The organism is Pseudomonas sp. TE3911, from assembly GCF_054062775.1.
The window spans coordinates 5,681,765-5,704,332 of sequence record NZ_JBSSFP010000001.1 but is presented as its reverse complement, the minus strand read 5'-3'; the positions used below and the strand labels follow the sequence as shown (position 1 = coordinate 5,704,332).

18 protein-coding genes and 3 pseudogenes are annotated in these 22,568 nt (G+C 60.5%); 8 read left to right on the top strand and 13 right to left on the bottom strand.

Translation table 11 applies throughout. From position 1 onward, the window contains the following. Positions 1-20: 20 nt before the first annotated feature. Positions 21-266 (bottom strand): annotated as a pseudogene (locus tag ACVWXD_RS25815) (Tn7 transposase TnsA N-terminal domain-containing protein); the annotation flags it as partial. Positions 267-525: 259 nt separating this feature from the next. Here ACVWXD_RS25815 and ACVWXD_RS25810 point away from each other — a divergent pair. Continuing rightward, positions 526-1,179, top strand: a pseudogene (locus ACVWXD_RS25810) (ATP-binding protein); the annotation flags it as partial. A gap of 50 nt (positions 1,180-1,229) precedes the next feature. Here the strand turns inward: ACVWXD_RS25810 and ACVWXD_RS25805 are convergent. The 3 genes and pseudogenes from ACVWXD_RS25805 to ACVWXD_RS25795 all read right to left on the bottom strand — a co-directional run bounded on the left by ACVWXD_RS25805 (position 1,230) and on the right by ACVWXD_RS25795 (position 4,259). Continuing rightward, entirely contained in the window at positions 1,230-1,907 is a 678-nt protein-coding gene (locus ACVWXD_RS25805; RefSeq protein WP_457371602.1) for a methyl-accepting chemotaxis protein, read from the bottom strand. Between the two features lie 180 nt (positions 1,908-2,087). Beyond that, positions 2,088-3,161 (bottom strand): annotated as a pseudogene (locus ACVWXD_RS25800) (Cache 3/Cache 2 fusion domain-containing protein); the annotation flags it as partial. Between the two features lie 177 nt (positions 3,162-3,338). Next, positions 3,339-4,259 carry a LysR substrate-binding domain-containing protein gene (locus ACVWXD_RS25795; protein ID WP_032884375.1) on the bottom strand — a complete coding sequence of 307 codons (921 nt, stop codon included), beginning with the start codon at positions 4,257-4,259 and terminating at the stop codon, positions 3,339-3,341. A gap of 152 nt (positions 4,260-4,411) precedes the next feature. On the opposite strand from ACVWXD_RS25795, the gene ACVWXD_RS25790 reads away from it, so the two are divergent. Beyond that, complete coding sequence (locus ACVWXD_RS25790; protein ID WP_032884376.1) at positions 4,412-5,824, top strand: NorM family multidrug efflux MATE transporter; 1,413 nt, start codon at positions 4,412-4,414, stop codon at positions 5,822-5,824. On the opposite strand, the gene ACVWXD_RS25785 is transcribed toward ACVWXD_RS25790, so the two are convergent. After that, positions 5,821-7,494: a putative bifunctional diguanylate cyclase/phosphodiesterase gene (locus ACVWXD_RS25785; RefSeq protein ID WP_032884377.1), complete on the bottom strand. Its 1,674-nt coding sequence runs from the start codon at positions 7,492-7,494 to the stop codon at positions 5,821-5,823. The genes ACVWXD_RS25790 and ACVWXD_RS25785 overlap by 4 nt on opposite strands. Positions 7,495-7,761: 267 nt before the next feature. Between ACVWXD_RS25785 and rep the strand changes: the two genes are divergently transcribed. Beyond that, a complete protein-coding gene (gene rep, locus ACVWXD_RS25780) occupies positions 7,762-9,771 on the top strand; it encodes a DNA helicase Rep (RefSeq protein ID WP_095185200.1) in 2,010 nt (669 codons plus the stop codon). A 58-nt stretch (positions 9,772-9,829) separates the two neighbouring features. After that, a complete protein-coding gene (locus ACVWXD_RS25775) occupies positions 9,830-10,399 on the top strand; it encodes a xanthine phosphoribosyltransferase (RefSeq protein ID WP_003176890.1) in 570 nt (189 codons plus the stop codon). A 126-nt stretch (positions 10,400-10,525) separates the two neighbouring features. Here the strand turns inward: ACVWXD_RS25775 and ACVWXD_RS25770 are convergent, their stop codons facing one another. The 6 genes from ACVWXD_RS25770 to dadA all read right to left on the bottom strand — a co-directional run bounded on the left by ACVWXD_RS25770 (position 10,526) and on the right by dadA (position 16,626). After that, on the bottom strand, positions 10,526-12,448 hold the full coding sequence (locus ACVWXD_RS25770) for an acetyl-CoA hydrolase/transferase C-terminal domain-containing protein (RefSeq protein ID WP_457371468.1): 1,923 nt from the start codon (positions 12,446-12,448) through the stop codon (positions 10,526-10,528). A gap of 137 nt (positions 12,449-12,585) precedes the next feature. Next, on the bottom strand, positions 12,586-12,999 hold the full coding sequence (locus ACVWXD_RS25765) for a c-type cytochrome (RefSeq protein ID WP_032884380.1): 414 nt from the start codon (positions 12,997-12,999) through the stop codon (positions 12,586-12,588). A gap of 181 nt (positions 13,000-13,180) precedes the next feature. Beyond that, a complete protein-coding gene (locus ACVWXD_RS25760; RefSeq protein ID WP_003176893.1) occupies positions 13,181-13,729 on the bottom strand; it encodes a cupin domain-containing protein in 549 nt (182 codons plus the stop codon). A gap of 116 nt (positions 13,730-13,845) precedes the next feature. Then, positions 13,846-14,919: an alanine racemase gene (gene alr / locus ACVWXD_RS25755; protein ID WP_457371467.1), complete on the bottom strand. Its 1,074-nt coding sequence runs from the start codon at positions 14,917-14,919 to the stop codon at positions 13,846-13,848. A gap of 80 nt (positions 14,920-14,999) precedes the next feature. After that, on the bottom strand, positions 15,000-15,353 hold the full coding sequence (locus ACVWXD_RS25750; RefSeq protein ID WP_017135862.1) for a RidA family protein: 354 nt from the start codon (positions 15,351-15,353) through the stop codon (positions 15,000-15,002). Further along, a complete protein-coding gene (gene dadA / locus ACVWXD_RS25745; protein ID WP_032884384.1) occupies positions 15,325-16,626 on the bottom strand; it encodes a D-amino acid dehydrogenase in 1,302 nt (433 codons plus the stop codon). Before dadA ends, ACVWXD_RS25750 begins: the two co-directional genes overlap by 29 nt. A 156-nt stretch (positions 16,627-16,782) precedes the next feature. On the opposite strand from dadA, the gene ACVWXD_RS25740 reads away from it, so the two are divergent. Then, complete coding sequence (locus ACVWXD_RS25740) at positions 16,783-17,271, top strand: Lrp/AsnC ligand binding domain-containing protein (protein WP_003176896.1); 489 nt, start codon at positions 16,783-16,785, stop codon at positions 17,269-17,271. A gap of 40 nt (positions 17,272-17,311) precedes the next feature. Here the strand turns inward: ACVWXD_RS25740 and ACVWXD_RS25735 are convergent, their stop codons facing one another. After that, the gene (locus tag ACVWXD_RS25735) at positions 17,312-17,665 is read right to left on the bottom strand and encodes a YkgJ family cysteine cluster protein (RefSeq protein WP_032884386.1); all 354 of its coding nucleotides are present in this window, start codon (positions 17,663-17,665) and stop codon (positions 17,312-17,314) included. A 115-nt stretch (positions 17,666-17,780) separates the two neighbouring features. Here ACVWXD_RS25735 and ACVWXD_RS25730 point away from each other — a divergent pair, with 115 nt between their 5' ends. Then, the gene (locus ACVWXD_RS25730; RefSeq protein ID WP_457371466.1) at positions 17,781-19,073 is read left to right on the top strand and encodes an NAD(P)/FAD-dependent oxidoreductase; all 1,293 of its coding nucleotides are present in this window, start codon (positions 17,781-17,783) and stop codon (positions 19,071-19,073) included. Here the strand turns inward: ACVWXD_RS25730 and ACVWXD_RS25725 are convergent, their stop codons facing one another. Beyond that, complete coding sequence (locus ACVWXD_RS25725; RefSeq protein WP_457371465.1) at positions 19,074-19,298, bottom strand: DUF1127 domain-containing protein; 225 nt, start codon at positions 19,296-19,298, stop codon at positions 19,074-19,076. It lies immediately after the preceding gene. Between the two features lie 166 nt (positions 19,299-19,464). On the opposite strand from ACVWXD_RS25725, the gene ACVWXD_RS25720 reads away from it, so the two are divergent. Together ACVWXD_RS25720 and ACVWXD_RS25715 are read left to right on the top strand one after the other, a co-directional pair. Continuing rightward, positions 19,465-20,889: an aminotransferase-like domain-containing protein gene (locus tag ACVWXD_RS25720; RefSeq protein ID WP_032884391.1), complete on the top strand. Its 1,425-nt coding sequence runs from the start codon at positions 19,465-19,467 to the stop codon at positions 20,887-20,889. Between the two features lie 62 nt (positions 20,890-20,951). Continuing rightward, complete coding sequence (locus tag ACVWXD_RS25715) at positions 20,952-22,517, top strand: phospholipase D family protein (protein WP_095185204.1); 1,566 nt, start codon at positions 20,952-20,954, stop codon at positions 22,515-22,517. The last annotated feature ends 51 nt before the right edge of the window (positions 22,518-22,568 follow it).

The window sequence follows — 22,568 nt, the reverse complement described above, 5'->3', positions numbered from 1 at the left end:
ATTCGAGACTCATCGTAAATATGAAACCCCCACCCTTGCTCTTTGGCATGACGTAGTGCTGATTTCCATTTCGGGAGCGAATCTCGCCATGACTTCCGCCAGTTTTCCTGAGGCTTAACCTCAACAAGCATTGGTTTCTGGCGAGTGTGGGAATGGAACCTAACAAGAAAATCAGGGGTATAGGTGTAGGAACGACCGTTGTTAGCGACGAAATCGAGTCGGATAGGTTGCGAGACAACGGACAGTACATCGGTCCTGAAATCCATCCTGGTGAGGAAATCACGCTCGAGGCCAGACTCGAAGGCAACGCCCTCTCCGCGAAAAGCGAACACTCCAGAGAGGCTGCGTGTCGTAGGTTTCACGCGCCTTGCGACGGAAAATGGGTGCTGGTTGCAGCTATTGCTATCCATAACAGACCTAGTTGCACGTATTGATGTGGTTAGGTTGCATCTATTTAGGGTCAATCATACGGTGGAATGCGGGCTGTAGCCCAATCATGTTGCATTAATTTCCAGATGTCACAGTGGATCGAAACCGCAGCCTGGGGAAATCACCATGGCGCATCATGGCGTGCTTTTCCTGGATGAGTTACCGGAGTTTGATCGCAAGGTGCTGGAGGTTTTGCGTGAGCCATTGGAGTCAGGGCATATCGTGATTTCCCGTGCCCGCGACCGCGTGAGTTTCCCGGCGCGTTTTCAACTGGTGGCAGCGATGAACCCCTGCCCTTGCGGGTATATGGGCGAACCCACTGGGCGTTGTCGCTGTACGCCGGAGCAGGTCCAGCGGTATCGCAATAAGCTGTCTGGACCGTTGCTGGATCGGATTGACTTGCACCTCACCGTGGCGCGGGAAACAACTGCGCTGAATCCAACCCTGCAGGTTGGAGATACGACGGCAACGGCTTCAGCCCTGGTGGCCGAGGCTCGGGAGCGCCAGCAACAGCGCCAAGGCTGTGCCAACGCCTTTCTTGATCTGCCGAGGCTGCGTGAGCACTGCCAACTTTTGAAAGCCGACGAAGGCTGGCTGGAAAGCGCCTGTGAGCGACTGACGTTGTCGCTGCGTGCGGCTCATCGGCTGCTCAAAGTGTCACGCACGTTGGCGGACCTGGATCAGGTGGATGCCATCACGCGGGACCACTTGAAGGAGGCCTTGCAGTACCGCCCGGCCTCCCTCAATTGAGCCTCAGCGAAAGCGATCCACCTCATGACGCAAGCCCGCCGCCAACGTCTCTAGCTCCTTGGCCGTAATCGCCAGGTTCGACACCACTTCCCGCTGCTCGCTGTTGGCCAGTGCGATGCTCTGCAAGTTGCTGCTGAGCAATGTCGCGGTGCTGCTCTCTGCTCCTGAGTCGCCGTGGTAATCGCCGCGAACTGCTGACCGGCCGAACGGCTCTGCTCGTCGATACGTGCCAGGGCCGACGCCACGTCGGCGTTGCGCGACAGGCCTTCCTGCATCAGCGTGTTGCCGTGCTCCATGGTGCTGATGGCGTTGCCGGTTTCCCGCTGAATGCTCTGGATCATCCCGGAAATTTCATCGGTGGCTTCGCGGGTACGCGAGGCCAGGTTACGCACTTCGTCAGCGACCACGGCAAACCCACGGCCCTGCTCACCTGCGCGAGCAGCCTCGATGGCGGCGTTCAGCGCCAGCAGGTTGGTCTGTTCGGCGATGGAGGTGATCACACCGACGATGCCGCCGATTTCCTGGGAGCGCTGGCCCAGGGTATTGATCACCGTGGCCGTGCTATTCAGCGCGGTCGCGATATGTTCCAGCGACGACGACGCCTCCTGCATCGAGGTGCGGCCGATGCGGGTTTGCTGGGCATTCTCTTGAGCCAGACGCTCGGTGTTGCCCATGTTGTCGGCGATATTCAGCGAAGTGGCGCTGAACTCTTCCACCGCACCAGCCATGCTGGTGATTTCGCCAGACTGCTGCTCCATCCCGTCATAGGCCCCGCCGGATAACCCGGACAGTGCCTGTGCACGGCTGTTGACCTCTTCGGCCGCCTTGCGGATATGGGAAACCATGGTCGAAAGCGCTTCACCCATCTGGTTGAAGCTACGGGCCAGTTGGCCGATTTCATCATGGCTGGACACGTTGAGGCGCGCACTCAAGTCCCCCGCGCCCAAGGCTTCGGCCTGGCGCACCAGATCACTCAGCGGCTGCAGTTTGCTGCGCAGCAACCAGACCGTGGCGCCTACCGCCATCAACATCGCCAGTATGCTGCCGATCACCAGGCGAATACCGACCGCCCAGGTCACTGCACGGATTTCAGCTTTCGGCATGCTCGCGACGACGGCCCAAGGACCGCCGTCGAACGGTACCGAAACACTGTAGAAGTCTTCGTTCTTATCGCTCCAGAAGCGGCCTTTGCCTGGGGTCTTGGCCAGGTCCAGCATCACCGCAACCGACTGGTCCAACGCCTGCACACCCGCGGGCGGTACCAGCCAACGCTTTTGTTCGTCGAGCAACGCCAGGGAGCCGGTCTGACCGATGCGGAAGCGCTTGAGGTTCTCAAACTGCGCGGCCTGGGCGTCGGTGTAGTCAAAGCCGATGAACAACACAGCGATCACTTTGCCGCTGCTGTCTCGTACGGGGCTGTATTGGGTCATGTAGGACCGATCGAACAACACCGCGCGGCCGATATACGCCTGACCACCGAGCACGCGCTGGTAAGCCGGACCCTGGCGGTCAAGCACGGTGCCGATGGCGCGGCTGCCGTCCTGCTTGGTCAGGGAAGTGCTGACGCGCACAAAGTCGTCGCCGCTGCGCACGAACACCGTGGCCACACCGCCGGACATCTGCTTGAACTCATCGACTTCAGTGAAGTTGTTATTGAGCACTTCGCTGCCCAGCAACAGGCTCGGCGTCTGGACCCCAGCCACCGCGACCATTTGATCAGCCTGCACACGCAACCCGGCGCTGAAGCGCTTTTCAAACAATCCGGTCAGACGCTGGGTACTCTCGCGCAGCGTGCTGTGGAAGGTATTGAGTTGGTCGGCCAGCAGTCGTGCCTCGCTGGCCAAGTGTTCCTCGCGGGTATCGAGGTTGGCGGAGTCAAGGGAACGCAAGGCGAAAACAGTACTGCCGCTGATGACGACAGCCAAAATCACGGCTAATGCAAGACCTAACTGCGAGGCGATCCGGGCGCGAGGTTGAGACATGAAAGCTCCTGGCCGAGGCCAGGATCATCCTGATCTCATAGCGCTGCTCGGCAAATTATCTGGTGGGAAACGTTGGTGCACGATGGTTCCAACACCCCTACTTCGGCGGCGCTTTGCAATACTTGAGCGAATCGCAGGGGTATCACGCAAACGGTTGCGTGATAGAGCCAGAATTATTCAATCAAGCCGTTCGACATCGGGCAAAACCATGGCCTGCACTTCGCTCTGGAGGAAATCCGCCAAGCGTCGCAAGCGCTCGCCGCCCGGGCGGGTTTTCGGCCACACCAAATAGTAATTTTCCCTGCTCGCTACCGCCGTCGGCAACGGCAAGCTCAAACGTCCCTGCGCCACATCCTCGGCCACCATCAGCAGATCGCCCATGGAGACGCCATAACCGCGAGCGGCGGCGATCATGCCCAGCTCCAGGGTATCGAACACCTGCCCACCCTTGAGCGAAACCTGATTCGAAAGCCCCATGCGCTCCAGCCAATTGCGCCAGTCCCTGCGGTCGGGCGTGGGGTGCAGCAACTCGGCACCGGCGAGTCGATTTACATCCCATGGGCCATCGTCCAACAGATTCGGCGCGCCCACCGGTATCAACAGCTCAGGAAACAAATAGCTGGCCTCCCAATCCGCCGGAAAGTGCCCGTAGCTCAACAGCACCGCACAGTCGAAAGGCTCCTGGTTGAAATCCACTTCATCCACATTCATCCAGGCGCTGGTCAATTGCACTTCATTGCCTGGCTGTAATGCGCGGAAGCGACTGAGGCGCGCCAACAACCACCGCATAGTCAGGGTCGACGGCGCTTTCATGCGCAGGATGTCATCTTCGGCGTTCAGGGTATGGCAGGCCCGCTCCAGCGCCGCGAACCCCTCGCGCACACCGGGCAACAGCAGGCGCGCCGCTTCCGTGAGCTGTAGGTTACGGCCGCTGCGCTGGAAGAGGCGACAGGCGAAATGCTCTTCCAGGGTGCGGATATGTCGGCTCACCGCACTTTGGGTAATCGACAGTTCCTCGGCGGCGCGGGTAAAGGAGTTATGCCGGGAGGCCGCTTCAAATGCACGCAAGGCATAAAGAGGAGGAAGACGACGAGACATGAGGAAAGCTCCGACAGCAGGATGCCGAAACCGTACCAGAATCAGTCAGGCATGAGTTTTAATCATGTAGATGATCGCTTTTATCCCTTTGTGCAATGAGCTGAGAGGGCCGAGAATCCAACCCTCTCCAACCCTCTGACTTTCTGAGTGTGATGATCATGCAGCATCCAGCGCGTAACGAACTCTGGGCCATTCTGCGGCTGTCTGGGCCGTTGATTGCCTCACAGTTGGCGCACATGCTGATGGTGCTGACCGACACTTTGATGATGGCTCGCCTGAGCCCTGAAGCGCTGGCCGGTGGTGGCCTGGGCGCAGCGAGCTATTCGTTCGTGTCGATCTTCTGCATCGGAGTGATTGCCGCCGTGGGCACCTTGGTGGCAATCCGTCACGGCGCTGGCGACATCGAAGGTGCCACTCGCCTGACCCAGGCCGGGCTCTGGCTCGCCTGGCTGATGGCCTTGGCGGCGGCACTGCTGTTATGGAACTTGAAGCCGGTGCTGCTGATGTTCGGCCAGACCGATACCAATGTGCAGTCGGCGGGGCAATTCCTGACCATGCTGCCGTTCGCCCTGCCCGGCTACCTGAGTTTCATGGCCTTGCGCGGCTTCACCAGCGCCATTGGCAAGGCCACTCCGGTGATGGTGATCAGCCTCGGCGGCACGGTGCTGAACTACCTGCTCAACCACGCCTTGATCGAAGGTATGTTCGGCCTGCCGAAGCTCGGATTGATGGGCATTGGCTTGGTCACTGCCATCGTCGCCAATGGCATGGCCCTGACGCTGATGTGGTACATCCGCAGCAACCGCGCTTACGCCGCTTACCCGCTGAGCGCCGGCCTGCTGCGCCTCAACACCCAGTACTTGCGCGAGTTGTGGCGTCTGGGCCTGCCGATTGGCGGCACCTATGCAGTAGAAGTCGGGCTGTTTGCCTTCGCCGCGCTGTGCATGGGCACCATGGGGAGTACGCAATTGGCGGCGCATCAGATTGCCCTGCAAATCGTCTCGGTGGCGTTCATGGTGCCAGCGGGCATGTCCTATGCGGTGACCATGCGCATCGGCCAGCACTATGGCGCCGGGCAGTTGCTGCAAGCGCGCATGGCCGGTCGTGTCGGCATCAGTTTTGGCGCGGCGGTGATGTTGGGATTTGCCGTGGTGTTGTGGCTGTTTTCCGACCCGCTGATCGGCCTGTTCCTCGACCATGACGACCCGGCATTCCACGAGGTGATCGTGCTTGCCGTCAGCCTGCTGGCCGTCGCGGCCTGGTTCGAGCTGTTTGATGGCGTCCAGACCATCGCCATGGGCTGCATCCGTGGGCTCAAGGATGCCAAGACCACCTTTCTGGTGGGCCTGGGTTGCTACTGGTTAATCGGCGCGCCTTCGGCGTGGTTGATGGCTTTCACCCTAGGCTGGGGGCCGACCGGGGTGTGGTGGGGATTGGCGCTGGGGCTGGCGTGTGCGGCAGTCAGCCTGACTTGGGCGTTTGAAGCGAAGATGAAGCGCATGATTGGTCTGGAAGGTGCAGTACCCGAAACCCGCCAAGGGTTCCGGGCCACTCAGCCGGATTAGAACACTTCGCCAGCGAGCGTCTGCTGGCCCTTGCCGAATGTCAGGTATTCCACCAACTCCGGCAACGGCAGCGGCTTGCTGATTAAGTAACCCTGAGCCTGATCGCAGCCAAACAGCCTCAGCAGCGCCAACTGCTCCGGAGTCTCCACGCCCTCAGCCACCACTTCCAGATTCAGGTTGTGCGCCAGGTTGATCATCGCGTGCACCAGCTTGCGATTCTCTTCGCGCTCTTCCATGCCACCGACAAAGCTCTTATCGATTTTCAACAAGGCAATCGGCAGGCTGTTGAGGTGCACGAACGACGAGAAACCGGTGCCGAAGTCATCCAAAGAAAACCGCACACCCAGCCGCCCGAGGGCATCCATGGTCTGTTTGACCAGATCGCTGCGGCGCATCACGGCAGTTTCGGTCAGCTCGAACTCCAGCCATTGCGCTTCCACACCGCGCTCGGCAATCAGCCGGCTGAGGGTAGAGAGCAACTGACTGTCCTGAAACTGGCGGAACGACAGGTTGACCGCCATGTGCAACGGCGGCAGGCCGCGCTCGCGTAGGTCCTGCATATCGCGTAGGGCGCGGGAGATCACCCAGTAGCCCAACGGCACGATCAGGCCGCTCTGTTCGGCCAGGGGGACGAATTCGCTGGGCGGCAATAGGCCGCGCTCGCCGTGGCGCCAGCGCACCAGGGCTTCGAGGCCGACAATGTGGCCGTCATCCAGGTCCAGGCGCGGCTGGTAGTGCAGCTCCAACTCATCCCGGCGCAAGGCGCGGCGCAGTTCACTTTCCAGGTCGGCCAGGCTGCGCGCGTTGCGGTTGATGCGCTCGTTGAAGATATGGAAAGTGCAGCCTTGAGTGCTCTTGGCTTGCTGCATGGCGATATGGGCGTGCCACATCAATGGGTCGGCCCCAGCGCGGGCGCGGGCATGGGCCACGCCCAGGCTGCAACCGATCAGCAGGCTTTCGCCATCCACCCAATACGGTTCGGCCATGGCTTCGGTGATGCGCTCGGCCATCCACTCTGCACGCTGGGGTGCGCGGCGGGTGTCAATCAGCAAAGCGAACTCGTCGCTGCCCAGGCGTGCCAATTGGTCGCCGATTTCGAGCTGGCTCTTGAGCCGCGAGACCACTTGCAGGATCAAACGGTCGCCAGCCTGGTGGCCGAGGGCATCGTTGGCGTGGCGGAAGTTGTCGAGGTCCAGGTGACCGAGGGCCAGGCCACGGCCCTCGTTCTCGGCCAGCCGCGCCGCCAGCAGGGTCTGGAAGCCCTGGCGGTTGGCGATACCGGTAAGCGGATCTTGTTCGGCCAGGCGTTGCAGGGTGTTTTCCAGCAAGCCGCGCTCACGAACATGGCGCAGGCAGCGGCGCAGTGTGTCGGCGTCCAATGCATCACGGATCAGCCAATCACTCACGCCAAGCGGAGAAACCAACGGTTCCTGCTCCAACAACACCACGCACGACAAGCTGCAACGGCCAGGGCCAGGTTGCAGGCTGGGCGTGGTCAACAGCACGGCGCTGGTGTCATCTTCGAACAGACGACTCACCGAGTCCCAGTTTGGCGCGCTGATCAGCACAGCCCCATCGCCCATCGGCGCCAGGCACTCGCGCAACAACGCTGCCCACTCAGGCGTATCGGCCAGTAGCAGCAAACGCAAGGGTTCGACAGGCGTAGACAAGCTAGCTCCCTAGACTCTGCAAAGTTTCGTTGGCGGCGGGCATTATGACGTGCGGCCTGATAATGACCAATGATAGGGGTTATCAAATACGCAGGTGTAAGCATTTGTCGCTGTTTTAACCGCAAAAAGCCTCGACATCCTGCGGCAAAGTAGCAAAACCGGCAAATTTAGATCGAGTGGTACGTCACACCGTCGATCCAGAGCAGCAGAATCTTGCCAGCCTGTTAAAATGCCCGCCCTTTTGAACAACGACTCCCTGAATTCTGTATGTCCCGACTCAATCCCCGGCAGCAAGAAGCCGTGAACTACGTCGGCGGCCCTCTATTGGTGCTCGCCGGTGCTGGCTCCGGCAAGACCAGCGTGATCACCCGCAAGATCGCGCACCTGATCCAGAGCTGTGGCATCCGCGCCCAGTACATCGTCGCCATGACCTTTACCAACAAGGCCGCGCGCGAGATGAAAGAACGCGTCGGCAGCCTGCTCAAGGGTGGCGAAGGCCGTGGCCTCACGGTGTGTACCTTCCACAACCTGGGGCTGAACATCATCCGCAAGGAGCATGCGCGGCTGGGCTACAAGCCGGGCTTCTCGATCTTTGACGAGACCGACGTCAAGGCCCTGATGACCGACATCATGCAGAAGGAATACGCAGGCGACGACGGCGTCGACGAGATCAAAAACATGATCGGCGCCTGGAAAAACGACCTGATCCTCCCCCCCGAGGCCCTGGAAAACGCGCGCAACCCCAAGGAACAGACCGCGGCCATCGTCTACACCCACTACCAGCGCACGCTCAAGGCGTTCAACGCGGTGGACTTCGACGACCTGATCCTGCAGCCGGTCAAGCTGTTCCAGGAACACGCCGACATCCTCGAAAAGTGGCAGAACAAGGTGCGCTACCTGCTGGTGGACGAATACCAGGACACCAACGCCAGCCAGTACTTGCTGGTGAAGTTGCTGATCGGTAAGCGCAACCAGTTCACCGTGGTGGGCGACGATGACCAGTCGATCTACGCCTGGCGCGGCGCCCGCCCGGAAAACCTGATGCTGCTCAAGGTCGACTACCCGTCCTTGAAAGTGGTGATGTTGGAGCAGAACTACCGCTCCACCAGCCGCATCCTGCGCTGCGCCAACGTGCTGATCTCGAACAACCCCCACGAGTTTGAAAAACAGCTGTGGAGTGAGATGGGCCACGGCGATGAGATCCGCGTAATCCGCTGCCGCAACGAAGATGCCGAAGCCGAGCGCGTGGCCGTCGAGCTGCTCACATTGCACCTGCGTACCGATCGGCCCTACAGCGACTTTGCGATCCTGTATCGCGGTAACTACCAGGCCAAGCTGATCGAGCTGAAGTTGCAGCACCACCAGATTCCATATCGTCTGTCGGGGGGCAACAGCTTTTTCGGACGCCAGGAAGTGAAAGACCTGATGGCCTACTTCCGGTTGATCGTTAACCCGGACGACGACAACGCCTTCCTGCGCGTGATCAACGTGCCGCGCCGGGAAATCGGCTCGACGACCCTGGAAAAACTCGGCAACTACGCGACCGAACGCAAGATTTCGATGTACGCCGCCACCGACGAGATCGGCCTGGGCGAGCACTTGGACACGCGCTTCACCGATCGCCTGGCGCGCTTCAAGCGCTTCATGGACAAGGTTCGGGAGCAGTGCGCTGGCGAAGACCCGATCAGCGCCCTGCGCAGCATGGTCATGGACATCGACTACGAAAACTGGCTGCGCACCAACAGCTCCAGCGACAAAGCTGCGGATTACCGCATGGGCAACGTCTGGTTCCTGATCGAAGCCCTGAAGAACACCCTGGAAAAAGACGAAGACGGCGAGATGACCGTCGAAGACGCCATCGGCAAGCTGGTACTGCGCGACATGCTCGAACGTCAGCAGGAAGAGGAAGACGGCGCCGAAGGTGTGCAGATGATGACCTTGCATGCCTCAAAGGGCTTGGAATTCCCCTACGTGTTCATCATGGGGATGGAAGAAGAAATCCTCCCGCACCGCTCCAGCATTGAAGCCGACACTATCGAGGAAGAACGCCGCCTGGCCTACGTGGGCATTACCCGCGCGCGTCAGACCCTGGCCTTCACCTTTGCCGCTAAGCGCAAGCAATACGGCGAGATCATCGATTGTGCCCCCAGCCGGTTCCTGGATGAACTGCCGCCGGATGACCTGGCCTGGGAAGGCAATGACGACACCCCGACCGAGGTGAAAGCCGTACGCGGCAACACCGCCCTGGCGGACATACGCGCGATGTTAAAGCGCTAGAATCGACTACTTTTTAATCTACTTTCGGCGCAGACCGCGCCATTAGAGGAAGCTTTCCGTGGAAGCACTGCACAAGAAAATTCGCGAAGAAGGCATCGTGCTTTCCGATCAGGTACTCAAAGTCGACGCCTTTTTGAACCACCAGATCGACCCGGCGCTGATGAAGCTGATTGGTGATGAATTCGCCGCACTGTTCAAGGACTCGGGCATCACCAAGATCGTCACTATCGAGGCCTCGGGCATTGCGCCGGCGATCATGACCGGCCTGAACCTGGGCGTGCCGGTGATCTTCGCCCGCAAGCAGCAGTCCCTGACCCTGACCGAAAACCTGCTGTCGGCAACGGTGTATTCCTTCACCAAGAAAACCGAGAGCACCGTGGCCATCTCGCCGCGTCACCTGACCAGCAGCGACCGTGTACTGGTGATCGATGACTTCCTGGCCAACGGCAAGGCGTCCCAGGCGCTGATTTCGATCATCAAGCAGGCCGGTGCGACCGTTGCCGGTTTGGGGATTGTGATTGAGAAGTCGTTCCAGGGTGGCCGTGCAGAGCTGGATGCGCAGGGTTATCGGGTTGAGTCGCTGGCGCGGGTGAAATCGCTGGCCGGTGGCGTGGTTACCTTCATCTGAAGCCAACACCGCTCAACATGTGGGAGGGAGCTTGCTCCCGATAGCAGTGGGTCAGCCAATATTTTCGGTGACTGATACACCGCAATCGGGGGCAAGTCCCCTCCCACATTTGCCCTCTTTTGTCTGTTAGTGCGCGGTGGCCTGCAGGCCGGCGAGTAACAAGCGCTGATACAGATCCTCCTTCAACCCCTCCGGCTTATCCAGGCACATCCGTTTCAGGTGCTCCGCAAACGCCTCCGGCTCCGGTGCATCCAGCGCCGCCTTGCCCAACTCCAGAATTTCCGTCAGCTTGAATTTGCTCTTGAGCCAGTTCAATGCGCGCAACAGATCCCGCTCTTCGTCCGTGAAATCGCTGCCCAGCGGATACTCCGGGAACAAACGCCGATGCCGCGCCTGGATACCCTGGAGCCGCTCCGGCGTGTTGTCGGTGAAGCGCGGATCCATCTGGAAATCCTTGGGCAACTTGCCAGCCTTTTGCGCCTGCTCAATCAAGTCGGCCTGGAAGCGCGAGTCGGTGATGTTGAGCAACGCCTCAATGACCTTGGCATCCGTCTGCCCGCGCAGGTCGGCAATGCCGTACTCGGTGATGACGATATCCCGCAGGTGCCGGGGAATGGTGCAGTGTCCGTACTCCCAGACGATATTGGAACTGACCTCCCCCGCCGACTCACGCCAACTGCGCAGGATCAGGATGGAGCGCGCGCCTTCCAGCGCATGCCCCTGAGCCACAAAGTTGTATTGTCCGCCCACACCGCTGAGCACGCGGCCGTCCTCCAACTGGTCGGCCACGCCTGCGCCCAGCAACGTCACCGTGATCGCGCTGTTGATAAACCGTGCATCCTGGCGCTGCAAACGCTTGAGTTCTTCCTGGCCGTACAGCTCGTTGATATAGCTGATGCGGGTCATGTTGAATTCAAGGCGTTTGGCGTGGGTCATCTCCTGCAAACGCTGGTAAAAACTGCGTGGCCCGAGGAAGAAGCCACCGTGGATTGATACCCCATCGGGCTGCGCCGCATCGTCCAGCAAACCGGCGTTGGCTTGTTCCTGAGTGGCCACATCCGGGTAGACCTTGCGCCGGATAATCCCCGCATCCGCCAGCACCAGCAAGCCGTTGACGAACATTTCGCTGCAACCGTAAAGGCCACGGGCAAAGGGATCGACACCGCCTTCATGGCTGATCAGCGGTGCCCACTGATACACATCCAGATCCGTCAGCAGCAGGCGGTAAGCTTCGTTATCGGCTTGACGCGCCAGCAAGGCGGCGGTCAACGCATCGCCCATGGAGCCAATACCGATCTGCAAGGTGCCGCCATCGCGCACCAAAGTGCTGGCATGCAGGCCGATGAAATGGTCCTGAAACCCCACCGGCATGTTCGGCGTGGAGAACAGTGTGGTGCTGTCCTTTGCATCGATCAGGTAGTCGAACGCGTCCATGCCCAACTCGGAATCGCCGGGCATGTAGGGCAAATCGGTGTGAACCTGCCCAACGATCAAAACGGTTTCGCCCGCTTCACGGCGCTTGGCGATCATGGGCAGCAGGTCGAGGGTGATGTCGGGGTTGCAGCTCAGGCTCAGGCGGTCCGGGTGTTCCGCGCTGCTCGCGACCAGTTGTGCCACCAGGTTCAGGCCAGCGGCGTTGATATCGCGGGCGGCGTGGCTGTAGTTGCTGCTGACGTAATCCTGCTGGGCCGACGTGCTGTGCAGCAGACTACCGGGCTGCATGAAGAACTGCTGCACGTGGATATTCTTCGGCAAGCTGTCTGAATGCAGCGCGGCGAGAAACTCCAACTCCGGGTAATCCCCAAACACCCGCTCGATAAAGGGTTCAAGAAAGCGCTTCTGCAAGCCATCACCCATTGTCGGACGGCCCAGGCTCAACGCGGTATAGATCGTCAGCGCCCGCTCCGGCAGCTTGGCGATACGCCGGTACAGCGCATTAACGAACAGATTGGGCTTGCCCAGGCCCAGCGGCATGCCCATGTGAATATGCGCTGGCAAACGCGCCAATACGTCGTCAACTGCTTGCTCGATTGAACACAACTGCACCATCCGACCCTCCTGAACATTCCATGATTAGGGGTTGGACCGAGCTTGCCGGGTCTTTGCTGCAAAGAACAGCCTCGACGGGTAAATCACAGGCACAAAAAAGCCGCTCGTAAGCGGCTTTTTTGGCGAAGATCGGCAGGTTACAGGCCGGACATCTTCTTGATCGCGCCTTTAAGCTCTTCATCCGAGCAATCAGCACAGGTGCCTTTAGGTGGCATGGCGTTGATGCCGGTGATCGCCTTGGCCAGGATGCCGTCGAGACCGCCCTGGTGGTCGGCGCGTTCTTTCCAGGCGGCGGTGTCGCCGATTTTCGGCGCGTTCAGCAGGCCGGTACCGTGGCACGCGTTGCAGTGTTTGGCGATGATGTCATCCGGCGTTTTCGCGCCGCCGCCGCCGCCCGCTGCCACGGCGACTTCCATGCCTTTGCATTCCTCGCCCTGGACGCAGACCTGGCCCACCGGCTCCAGACGCTTGGCAATATCATCATTGGTCGCAGCTTGTGCGCTCACAGCCCATAGGGCCAATACGGTTGCTGGTGCAGCCAGCATTTTCATAATTAGGTTCACGCGTTCACCCTCAATGGTGGCTATTCACGCCTGCGGCCACGGTTTCGCAGGCGGCGAAAGTATAACGGTTAGCCCGCCGGGCCGAAACAACCCTATTAAATAAAGGGAGATTCAGCCTCGCGGAATACAGCTCGGGTGTCTCTGCAACGCTGGCAGGACGCCTCTATTCTTAAAAGTTCGCGGGTGTGGCTGCGCTGATTAGTCGCGCCGGTACGTCGAACGGATTTCGAAAACGATGGGGCTTGGTACTTTCAAAGTAGTAGCTATCGCCAGCTTCGAGCACAAAAGTTTCAAGACCGACCACCAATTCAAGGCGACCTTCCACCAGAATCCCGGTTTCTTCGCCTTCGTGGGTGAGCATTTCTTCGCCAGTGTCGGCGCCCGGTGGGTAGATCTCGTTGAGAAACGCGATGGCCCGGCTCGGGTGCGCTCGACCCACCAGTTTCATGGTGACGGCGCCGTCAGAGATGTCGATCAGCTCATTGGCTTTATAGACGATCTGTGTCGGTATTTCCTGGAGGATCTCTTCGGAAAAGAACTCGACCATGGACATGGGGATGCCGCCCAGCACCTTGCGCAAGGAGCTGATCGAGGGGCTGACACTATTTTTTTCGATCATCGAAATGGTGCTGTTGGTGACGCCCGCGCGCTTGGCGAGTTCACGCTGGGAAAGACCCTTCAGCTTGCGGATGGATTGCAGTCGTTCGCCGACGTCCAATGCGGGAGCCTCCTAGGATTCAGGCTTTGTTGTAATTGAGCGTTATCATGGCGACAGCGTTCAGTATTTACAACACTTGGGCCTAAATCCCAGGAAGCTGTGTTCGTGCCTGACCGTCAAGCGCCGGAATAGAGCCTTGGCACCCGGCGCAGGTTGCAGAAGATCTGGTAGGGAATGGTCTCAGCGGCAACCGCGACGTCACTGGCGAGGATGTTCTTGCCCCACAGCTCCACCGTAGAGCCAAGACCTGCCTCAGGGACGTCGGTCAGATCGATGCACAGCATGTCCATGGACACGCGTCCCAGCAATTGGCTGCGCTGCCCCGCCACCAACACAGGCGTGCCGGTAGGCGCGTGGCGCGGGTAGCCGTCGGCATAACCCATGGCAACCACGCCGATACGCATCGGTTTAGGCGTGATAAACCGGGCGCCGTAGCCCACTGGCTCGCCGGCCGGCAGTTCGCGTACGCAGATCACTTTCGATTCCAGGGTCATCACCGGCTGCAGACGTGCGGCAATGGAATGGTCTTCGCCAAACGGCGTCGCGCCATAAAGCATGATGCCGGGGCGCACCCAGTCGCTGGTCATGCTCGGCCAGCCCAGCACCGACGGCGAATTGCGCAGGCTGACCTCGGCCGCCAGGCCTTGTCGCGCCGCCTCAAACACCGCGACTTGCTCGTTGCTGCTGACGCAATCGAGTTCATCGGCGCGAGCAAAGTGGCTCATCAACACGATTTTCGCGACTTTGCCGCTGGCCAGCAGGCGCTGGTAGGCCTCGTGATAATCCTTTGGATGCAGGCCGACGCGATGCATGCCCGAATCCAGCTTGAGCCAGATGGTCAGGGGTTTGCTCAGTTTGGCCTGTTCGATCGCCTCCAGTTGCCACAAAGAATGCACTACGCACCACAAATCATGCTCGATGATCAGCGGCAACTCGTCGGCTTCGAAGAAACCTTCCAGCAGCAGCACCGGCGCCCGAATACCGGCGGCACGTAGCTCCAGGGCTTCCTCGATGCATGCCACGGCAAACCCATCTGCCTCGGCTTCCAGCGCCTGGGCCACACGCACGGCACCATGGCCGTAGGCGTCGGCCTTGACCACGGCAAGGGCCTTGGCCCCCGTAATTTCACGGGCCAGTTGGTAGTTGTGGCGCAGGGCTTGGAGGTCGATCAGGGCACGGGCAGGACGCATGGCGGCAGGCTTCTAGGCGGCTAAGTGAAGAAAAAACCGGTACCGACCAACAGCTTCGGCACCGGGAGAGGGATCGTTGTTTAAGGCAGCGCGGCCACGACGGACAGCTCTACCAGGATTTCTGGTTCGCACAATTTGGCCTCGACAGTGGCGCGGGCCGGAGCGACGCCTTTTGGCAGCCACTTGTCCCACACCGCGTTCATGCCGGCGAAATCGGCGTCGATGTCTTTCAGGTAGATCGTCACCGACAGCAGCTTGGTCTTGTCGGTGCCGGCCAGGTCCAGCAAACGCTCGATATTGGCGAGGGTTTCACGGGTCTGCTGTTCAATCCCGGCGTTCATGTCGTCGCCGACTTGCCCGGCCAGATACACGGTACCGCTGTGGACTACGATCTGGCTCATGCGCTCATTGGTGAGCTGGCGCTGGATTGACATGTTGTGCGGACTCCTGGTGGTTGCCGTAACGGGAAATATCGAGGCCTGCGGCGCTGATCTGCGGGGTTTTCTTGGCCATCAGATCAGCCAGCAAACGACCGGAACCGCAGGCCATGGTCCAACCGAGGGTGCCGTGGCCGGTGTTCAGGAACAGATTCTTGAACGGGGTGGCACCGACAATTGGTGTGCCATCGGGTGTAGTCGGGCGCAGGCCGGTCCAGAACTCGGCGGTTGCCAGATCGCCGCCCTGAGGATAAAGGTCGTTGACGATCATCTCCAGGGTTTCACGCCGACGCGGGTTAAGCGACAGGTCAAAACCGGCTATTTCAGCCATGCCTCCGACGCGAATGCGGTTGTCGAAACGGGTGATCGCGACCTTGTAGGTCTCGTCGAGAATGGTCGAAGTTGGCGCCATCGCAGGGTTAGTGATCGGCACTGTCAGCGAGTAGCCCTTGAGCGGGTAAACCGGCGCCTTGATTCCCAGCGGTTTGAGCAGCTTCGGCGAGTAGCTGCCGAGGGCGAGCACGTAGCGGTCGGCGGTTTCCAGCTTGCCGTCGATCCACACGCCGTTGATGCGGTCACCGGCGCGGTCGAGGCGCTGGATGTCCTGTTCAAAGCGAAACTCCACGCCCAACTGCTTGCACATCTCGGCCAGGCGGGTGGTGAACATCTGGCAGTCGCCAGTCTGGTCGTTCGGCAGGCGCAAGGCACCTGCAAGGATATCGGTGACATTGGCCAGGGCCGGCTCAACGCGGGCAATGCCGGCGCGGTCGAGCAGTTCGAAGGGCACGCCGGATTCTTTCAATACCGCGATGTCTTTGGCGGCGCCATCCAACTGGGCCTGAGTGCGGAACAGTTGAGTAGTCCCCAGGCTGCGACCTTCGTAGGCAATGCCGGTCTCGGCGCGCAACTCGTCGAGGCAGTCACGGCTGTACTCGGACAAGCGCACCATCCGCTCCTTGTTCACCGCATAACGGCTGGCGGTGCAGTTGCGCAACATCTGCGCCATCCACAGGTATTGATCGATATCGGCCGTGGCCTTGATCGCCAGCGGTGCGTGGCGTTGCAGCAGCCATTTGATGGCCTTGAGCGGCACACCTGGCGCGGCCCATGGCGAAGCGTAGCCTGGGGACACTTGGCCGGCGTTGGCGAAACTGGTTTCCATGGCAGCAGCGGGCTGACGGTCGACCACAACGACTTCAAAGCCAGCCCGAGCCAAATAGTAGGCACTGGTCACACCAATGACGCCGCTACCCAAAACCAGAACGCGCATTTTTATATCCTCATCGCGGGCTTAGCCGCTGACGTGTGTTATTCGAGCAATGATGGGCGCAGTATAAAAAGCAATCACCAGTGCATTTCACTATATAAATGCCTATATTTGGCGACAATTCTCGGCAAAAACCCTTTTCACAGAGGCGTATCCCCTATGCGTACCAACACCCAGACCAAACGGGAACTGGACAAGATCGACCGCAACATTCTGCGCATCCTGCAGACCGACGGGCGTATCTCGTTCACAGAGCTGGGGGAAAAGGTCGGGTTGTCGACCACGCCATGCACCGAACGGGTCCGCCGGCTGGAGCGTGAAGGGATCATCATGGGCTATAACGCGCGGCTCAATCCCCAGCATTTGAAGGGCAGTTTGCTGGTATTTGTCGAGATCAGCCTCGATTACAAATCCGGCGACACCTTTGAAGAGTTCCGCCGCGCCGTACTGAAACTGCCCCATGTGCTGGAATGCCACCTGGTGTCCGGCGACTTCGATTACCTGGTGAAAGCGCGGATTTCCGAGATGGCGTCGTACCGCAAATTGCTGGGGGACATTCTGCTCAAGCTGCCCCATGTGCGGGAGTCCAAGAGCTATATCGTGATGGAAGAGGTGAAAGAGAGCCTGAACCTGCCGATTCCTGACTAACCGACGCAACGCCCTCCCGCATTTTGATCGAGTACACCCGCTAGACGAGTACTTGCCGGGTGCTCGCCATGTACTCATGGATTTGCTTCTCCACCCGAGGATGAATCAGCTCCACCGGCCGCCGCCCATTGGGGCACGGCAAGGTCGAAGTGGTACCGAACAACCGGCAGATCAGCGGCCGTTCGTCATACACCGTGCAGCCGTTGGGCCCTAGGTGCACGCAGTTCAGTTCGTCCATGGCCGCGTCCTGCTCGGCGGCGGTCTTACGCGGCAGGCGCGACATTTCCTCGGGCGATGTGGTCACCGGCCCACAGCAGTCGTGACAACCGGGGACGCACTCGAACGAAGGAATCTGACGGCGCAATGCGCTGACTTTCTGACTGTTGCAACTCATCGAAACACGTACCGAACGGCAAATAGGCGTGGATTCTGACGCAAAACGCCCTGCGCAGACAGCTTCGCCCGACCGTTGTATCCTGCGTCAAATTTTCCAAACAGGGATTCCGCCCATGATCGCCAGCGCCCGGCACACCGCTTCCTACTACGCCGCCAGCAGCGTGCCGCAACCCGATTACCCGGCGTTGACAGGCGAAGTGACTGCCGACGTGTGTGTGATCGGCGGGGGGTTTTCCGGGCTTAACACCGCCCTGGAACTGGCCGAGCGCGGCTTGCGCGTGGTGTTGCTGGAAGCGCGCAAGATCGCCTGGGGCGCCAGCGGGCGTAATGGCGGGCAACTGATTCGCGGCGTCGGCCACGGCCTGGACCAGTTCACCAACGTGATCGGCGCCGATGGCGTGCGCGAGATGAAGTTGATGGGCTTGGAGGCTGTGGAGATCGTGCGCGAGCGTGTCGAGCGCTACCAGATCCCCTGCGACCTGACGTGGGGCTACTGCGACCTTGCCAACAGGCCTCGTGACCTGCACGGCCTGGCCGAAGACGCCGAAGAACTGCGCAGCCTGGGCTATCGCCATGAGGTGCGCCTGCTGCAAGCCGCCGAGATGGGCAGTGTGATCGGTTCCGACCGCTATGTGGGCGGCATGATCGACATGGGTTCAGGCCACCTGCACCCGCTGAACCTGGCGCTCGGCGAAGCGGCCGCCGCACAGGGGTTGGGCGTACAGTTGTTTGAGCAGTCCGAAGTGACGCGCATCGACTACGGCCCCGAGGTCAAGGTGTATACCGCCAATGGCCATGTGCGTGCCAAGACTCTGGTGCTGGCCTGCAACGCCTACCTCAACGGCCTCAACCCGCACCTCAGCGGCAAAGTGCTGCCCGCCGGAAGCTACATCATCGCCACCGAACCTTTGAGCGAAGCTCAGGCCGCCAGCCTGTTACCGCAAAACATGGCGGTGTGCGACCAACGAGTGACGGTGGACTACTTCCGCCTGTCCGCCGACCGTCGCCTGCTGTTCGGGGGGGCGTGCCACTACTCCGGTCGTGATCCCCAGGACATCAGCGCCTACATGCGGCCGAAAATGCTACAGGTGTTCCCACAGTTGGCCGACGCAAAAATCGACTATCAGTGGGGCGGCATGATCGGCATCGGCGCCAATCGCTTGCCGCAGATCGGCCGGTTGGCGGATCAACCCAACGTGTATTACGCCCAGGCCTACGCGGGCCATGGCCTAAACGCCACGCACCTGGCAGGCAAGCTGCTGGCCGAAGCCATCAGCGGCCAGCAGCACGGGCGTTTCGATCTGTTCGCAAAGGTGCCGCACATCACCTTCCCCGGCGGCAAGCACCTGCGCTCGCCGCTGCTGGCGCTGGGGATGCTCTGGCACCGCCTCAAAGAGCTGGTGTGATCAACCGCGCCAGAAAGGCTTCAAGCCTTCCTGGCGTGCCTGTTCGACAGTCAGCCCGATATCCTGCAATTGCTCGCAGGTCAGCGTCAGCAGGGCCTTGCGGGTATGGCGACGATGCCAGAACAGGCTCCAGCGGTTACCCGTGAGCGCAGACAGTACCCGCTGCTGCCCTGCTTCCAGTTCCTGACTGTGTAACGCCAGCCTCACATCGCTCATGCCGTTCATTTTGTTGCCCCTCAGTGGCGTGTTGCCTTGAGTGACAAGAATGGGCGATCGGCAAAAACCATTACAGATTCAACCCACCTTTATTAAATCCATACAGACACTGCCTCCGAGCGGCTGAATCCTGTATTTTCCCCCTATCTGTACTGGTCCATTGGGAGCGACCGTCATGACCCTCTATGTCAACCTCGCCGAATTGCTGGGCACTCGTATCGAACAGGGCTTCTATCGCCCCGGTGATCGATTGCCATCTGTACGGGCCTTGAGCGTGGAACACGGGGTCAGCCTGAGCACCGTGCAACAGGCCTATCGCGTGCTGGAAGACAACGGTCTGGCGATGCCCAAGCCCAAGTCCGGCTACTTTGTACCCGTCGGCCGCGAGCTGCCGGCATTGCCGGAGGTGGGCCGGCCAGCACAGCGGCCGGTGGAAATCTCTCAGTGGGACCAAGTGCTGGAACTGATTCGCGCCGTGCCACGCAAAGACGTCATACAGATGGGCCGGGGCATGCCGGATGTATTGTCGCCCACCCTGAAGCCCTTGTTGCGCAGCCTCGCCCGCGTAAGCCGGCGTCAGGATCTGCCCGGGCTGTACTACGACAACATCCTCGGCTGTATGGAATTACGTGAGCAAATCGCACGGCTGTCATTGGATTCCGGCTGCCAACTGACCGCCGAAGACATCGTAATCACCACTGGCTGCCATGAGGCGCTGTCCGCCAGCATCCACGCTATCTGTGATCCTGGCGATATCGTCGCGGTGGACTCGCCGAGCTTTCACGGCGCCATGCAGACCCTCAAGGGGCTGGGCATGAAAGCCTTGGAGATTCCCACCGACCCCATCACCGGCATCAGCCTTGAAGCACTGGAACTAGCCTTGGAGCAGTGGCCGATCAAGGTCATCCAGTTGACCCCCAACTGCAATAACCCCTTGGGCTACATCATGCCGGAGGCACGCAAACGCGCACTGCTGACCCTGGCCCAACGCTTTGACGTGGCAATCATCGAAGACGACGTCTATGGCGAATTGGCCTACAGCTACCCGCGCCCGCGCACTATCAAATCCTTCGACGAAGACGGCCGAGTGCTGCTCTGCAGCTCCTTCTCGAAAACCCTCGCGCCGGGCCTGCGTATTGGCTGGGTAGCACCGGGGCGCTACCTTGAGCGGGTACTGCACATGAAATACATCAGCACCGGCTCCACCGCGACCCAACCGCAGATCGCGATTGCCGAATTTCTCAAAGGCGGGCATTTCGAACCGCATTTGCGGCGAATGCGCACTCAATACCAGCGTAATCGCGACTTGATGCTCGATTGGGTCAGCCGCTATTTCCCGGCGGGCACCCGCGCCAGCCGCCCCCAAGGCAGCTTCATGCTCTGGGTGGAATTGCCGGAAGGCTTCGATACCCTCAAGCTCAACCGGGTGCTGGTGGAACAGGGTGTGCAGATTGCGGTAGGGAGTATCTTTTCTGCGTCGGGCAAGTACCGCAACTGCCTGCGCATGAACTACGGTGCCAAGCCAACCCCGCAGATTGAAGAAGCGGTACGCAAGGTCGGTGCCGCCGCGATAAAGATGTTGGCCGAGTCGACCGACTGACCTTTCGCGGGAAATTGCCGTCATATGCCAACAACTGCTCTGATCTGGAAGCGCCTCCCTTGATGATTCGACGGCTTTTACCGCTTTTCCTGCTGGGAGCACTGAGCCTGGGTGGCTGCGCCACGGTGAGCACTGAGCGCATCCCCAGCGACGCACTGCCGGCTGCACAGTCGTCGTTCGGCCGCTCGATCCAGGCACAGGCCGCGCCTTACCAGGGGCGCTCCGGTTTCCGCCTGCTGCCCAACAGCAGCGAAGCCTTCATGGCCCGCGCCGAGCTGATCCGTAACGCCCAGACCAGCCTCGATCTGCAGTACTACATCGTCCACGACGGCATCAGTACGCGCATGCTGGTAGATGAACTGCTCAAAGCCGCCGACCGTGGCGTGCGCGTGCGCATCCTGCTGGACGACACCACCAGCGACGGCCTCGACCAAATCATCGCCACCCTCGCCGCCCACCCCAAGATCGAAATTCGCCTGTTCAACCCCCTGCACCTGGGGCGCAGCACGGGTGTGACGCGGGCCATGGGTCGCCTGTTCGACCTGTCGCTGCAACACCGGCGCATGCACAACAAGTTGTGGCTGGCGGACAACAGCGTGGCCATCGTCGGCGGGCGAAATTTGGGGGATGAGTATTTCGACGCCGAGCCCAATCTGAACTTCACCGATATCGACATGCTCAGCGTCGGGCCGGTGGCCGAGCAGCTCGGGCACAGTTTCGATCAGTACTGGAACAGCGCCCTGAGCAAACCCATCGACGACTTCGTCTCAAACAGCCCCTCCAAAGGCGACCTGGCCGTCGCGCGCGTGCGCCTGGAGGCGTCGTTGGCCGAGTCGCGCCAGCAGAATCACGCGCTGTACAACCGCCTGCGCGCCTACCAGACCCAACCGCGCATGGACATCTGGCGTCGCGAGTTGATCTGGGCCTGGAATCAGGCGTTGTGGGACGCGCCGAGCAAGGTGCTGTCCAAGGCCGACCCAGACCCACGCCTGCTGCTGACCACCCAGCTGGCGCCGGAGCTGGAGGGTGTCAACCAAGAGCTGATAATGATCTCGGCGTACTTCGTACCGGGGCAGCCAGGACTGGTGTACCTAACGGGGCGCGCCGACGCGGGTGTGTCCGTGAGCCTGCTGACCAACTCCCTTGAAGCCACCGACGTGCCGGCGGTGCACGGTGGCTATGCGCCGTATCGCAAGGCGCTGCTGGAGCACGGAGTCAAACTCTATGAACTGCGCCGCCAACCGGGCGACGGGGGTGGCAGCGGCCCGCACTTGTTTCGCCGGGGCACCTTCCGAGGTTCGGATTCCAGCCTGCACAGCAAGGCAATGATCTTTGATCGGACGAAATCGTTTATCGGCTCGTTCAACTTCGACCCACGCTCTGTGCTGTGGAACACCGAAGTCGGTGTCCTGGTGGACAGCCCCGAACTGGCGGAACACGTGCGCAAACTGGCGCTGCAAGGCATGGCGCCCGCCTTGAGTTATGAGGCGAAACTGCAGGACGGCAACGTGGTGTGGGTGACCGAAGATAACGGTCAACTGCACACCCTGACCCGCGAACCTGGCAGTTGGTGGCGGCGCTTCAATGCCTGGTTTGCCACTTCGGTCGGCCTGGAACGCATGCTCTAAGCACAATGAAGATCCAATGCGGGAGAGGGCTTGCCCCCCTCCCACATTCGA

Coding starts and splice junctions, on each gene's coding strand:
- ACVWXD_RS25735 (WP_032884386.1), bottom strand. CDS start 17,665: ATGAGTTGCAACAGTCAGAAAGTCAGCGCATTGCGCCGTCAGATTCCT.
- ACVWXD_RS25805 (WP_457371602.1), bottom strand. CDS start 1,907: ATGGCTGGTGCGGTGGAAGAGTTCAGCGCCACTTCGCTGAATATCGCC.
- ACVWXD_RS25765 (WP_032884380.1), bottom strand. CDS start 12,999: ATGAAAATGCTGGCTGCACCAGCAACCGTATTGGCCCTATGGGCTGTG.
- ACVWXD_RS25750 (WP_017135862.1), bottom strand. CDS start 15,353: ATGTCAATCCAGCGCCAGCTCACCAATGAGCGCATGAGCCAGATCGTA.
- ACVWXD_RS25720 (WP_032884391.1), top strand. CDS start 19,465: ATGACCCTCTATGTCAACCTCGCCGAATTGCTGGGCACTCGTATCGAA.
- alr (WP_457371467.1), bottom strand. CDS start 14,919: ATGCGTCCTGCCCGTGCCCTGATCGACCTCCAAGCCCTGCGCCACAAC.
- ACVWXD_RS25790 (WP_032884376.1), top strand. CDS start 4,412: ATGATCATGCAGCATCCAGCGCGTAACGAACTCTGGGCCATTCTGCGG.
- ACVWXD_RS25725 (WP_457371465.1), bottom strand. CDS start 19,298: ATGAACGGCATGAGCGATGTGAGGCTGGCGTTACACAGTCAGGAACTG.
- ACVWXD_RS25770 (WP_457371468.1), bottom strand. CDS start 12,448: ATGGTGCAGTTGTGTTCAATCGAGCAAGCAGTTGACGACGTATTGGCG.
- ACVWXD_RS25795 (WP_032884375.1), bottom strand. CDS start 4,259: ATGTCTCGTCGTCTTCCTCCTCTTTATGCCTTGCGTGCATTTGAAGCG.
- dadA (WP_032884384.1), bottom strand. CDS start 16,626: ATGCGCGTTCTGGTTTTGGGTAGCGGCGTCATTGGTGTGACCAGTGCC.
- rep (WP_095185200.1), top strand. CDS start 7,762: ATGTCCCGACTCAATCCCCGGCAGCAAGAAGCCGTGAACTACGTCGGC.
- ACVWXD_RS25730 (WP_457371466.1), top strand. CDS start 17,781: ATGATCGCCAGCGCCCGGCACACCGCTTCCTACTACGCCGCCAGCAGC.
- ACVWXD_RS25715 (WP_095185204.1), top strand. CDS start 20,952: ATGATTCGACGGCTTTTACCGCTTTTCCTGCTGGGAGCACTGAGCCTG.
- ACVWXD_RS25740 (WP_003176896.1), top strand. CDS start 16,783: ATGCGTACCAACACCCAGACCAAACGGGAACTGGACAAGATCGACCGC.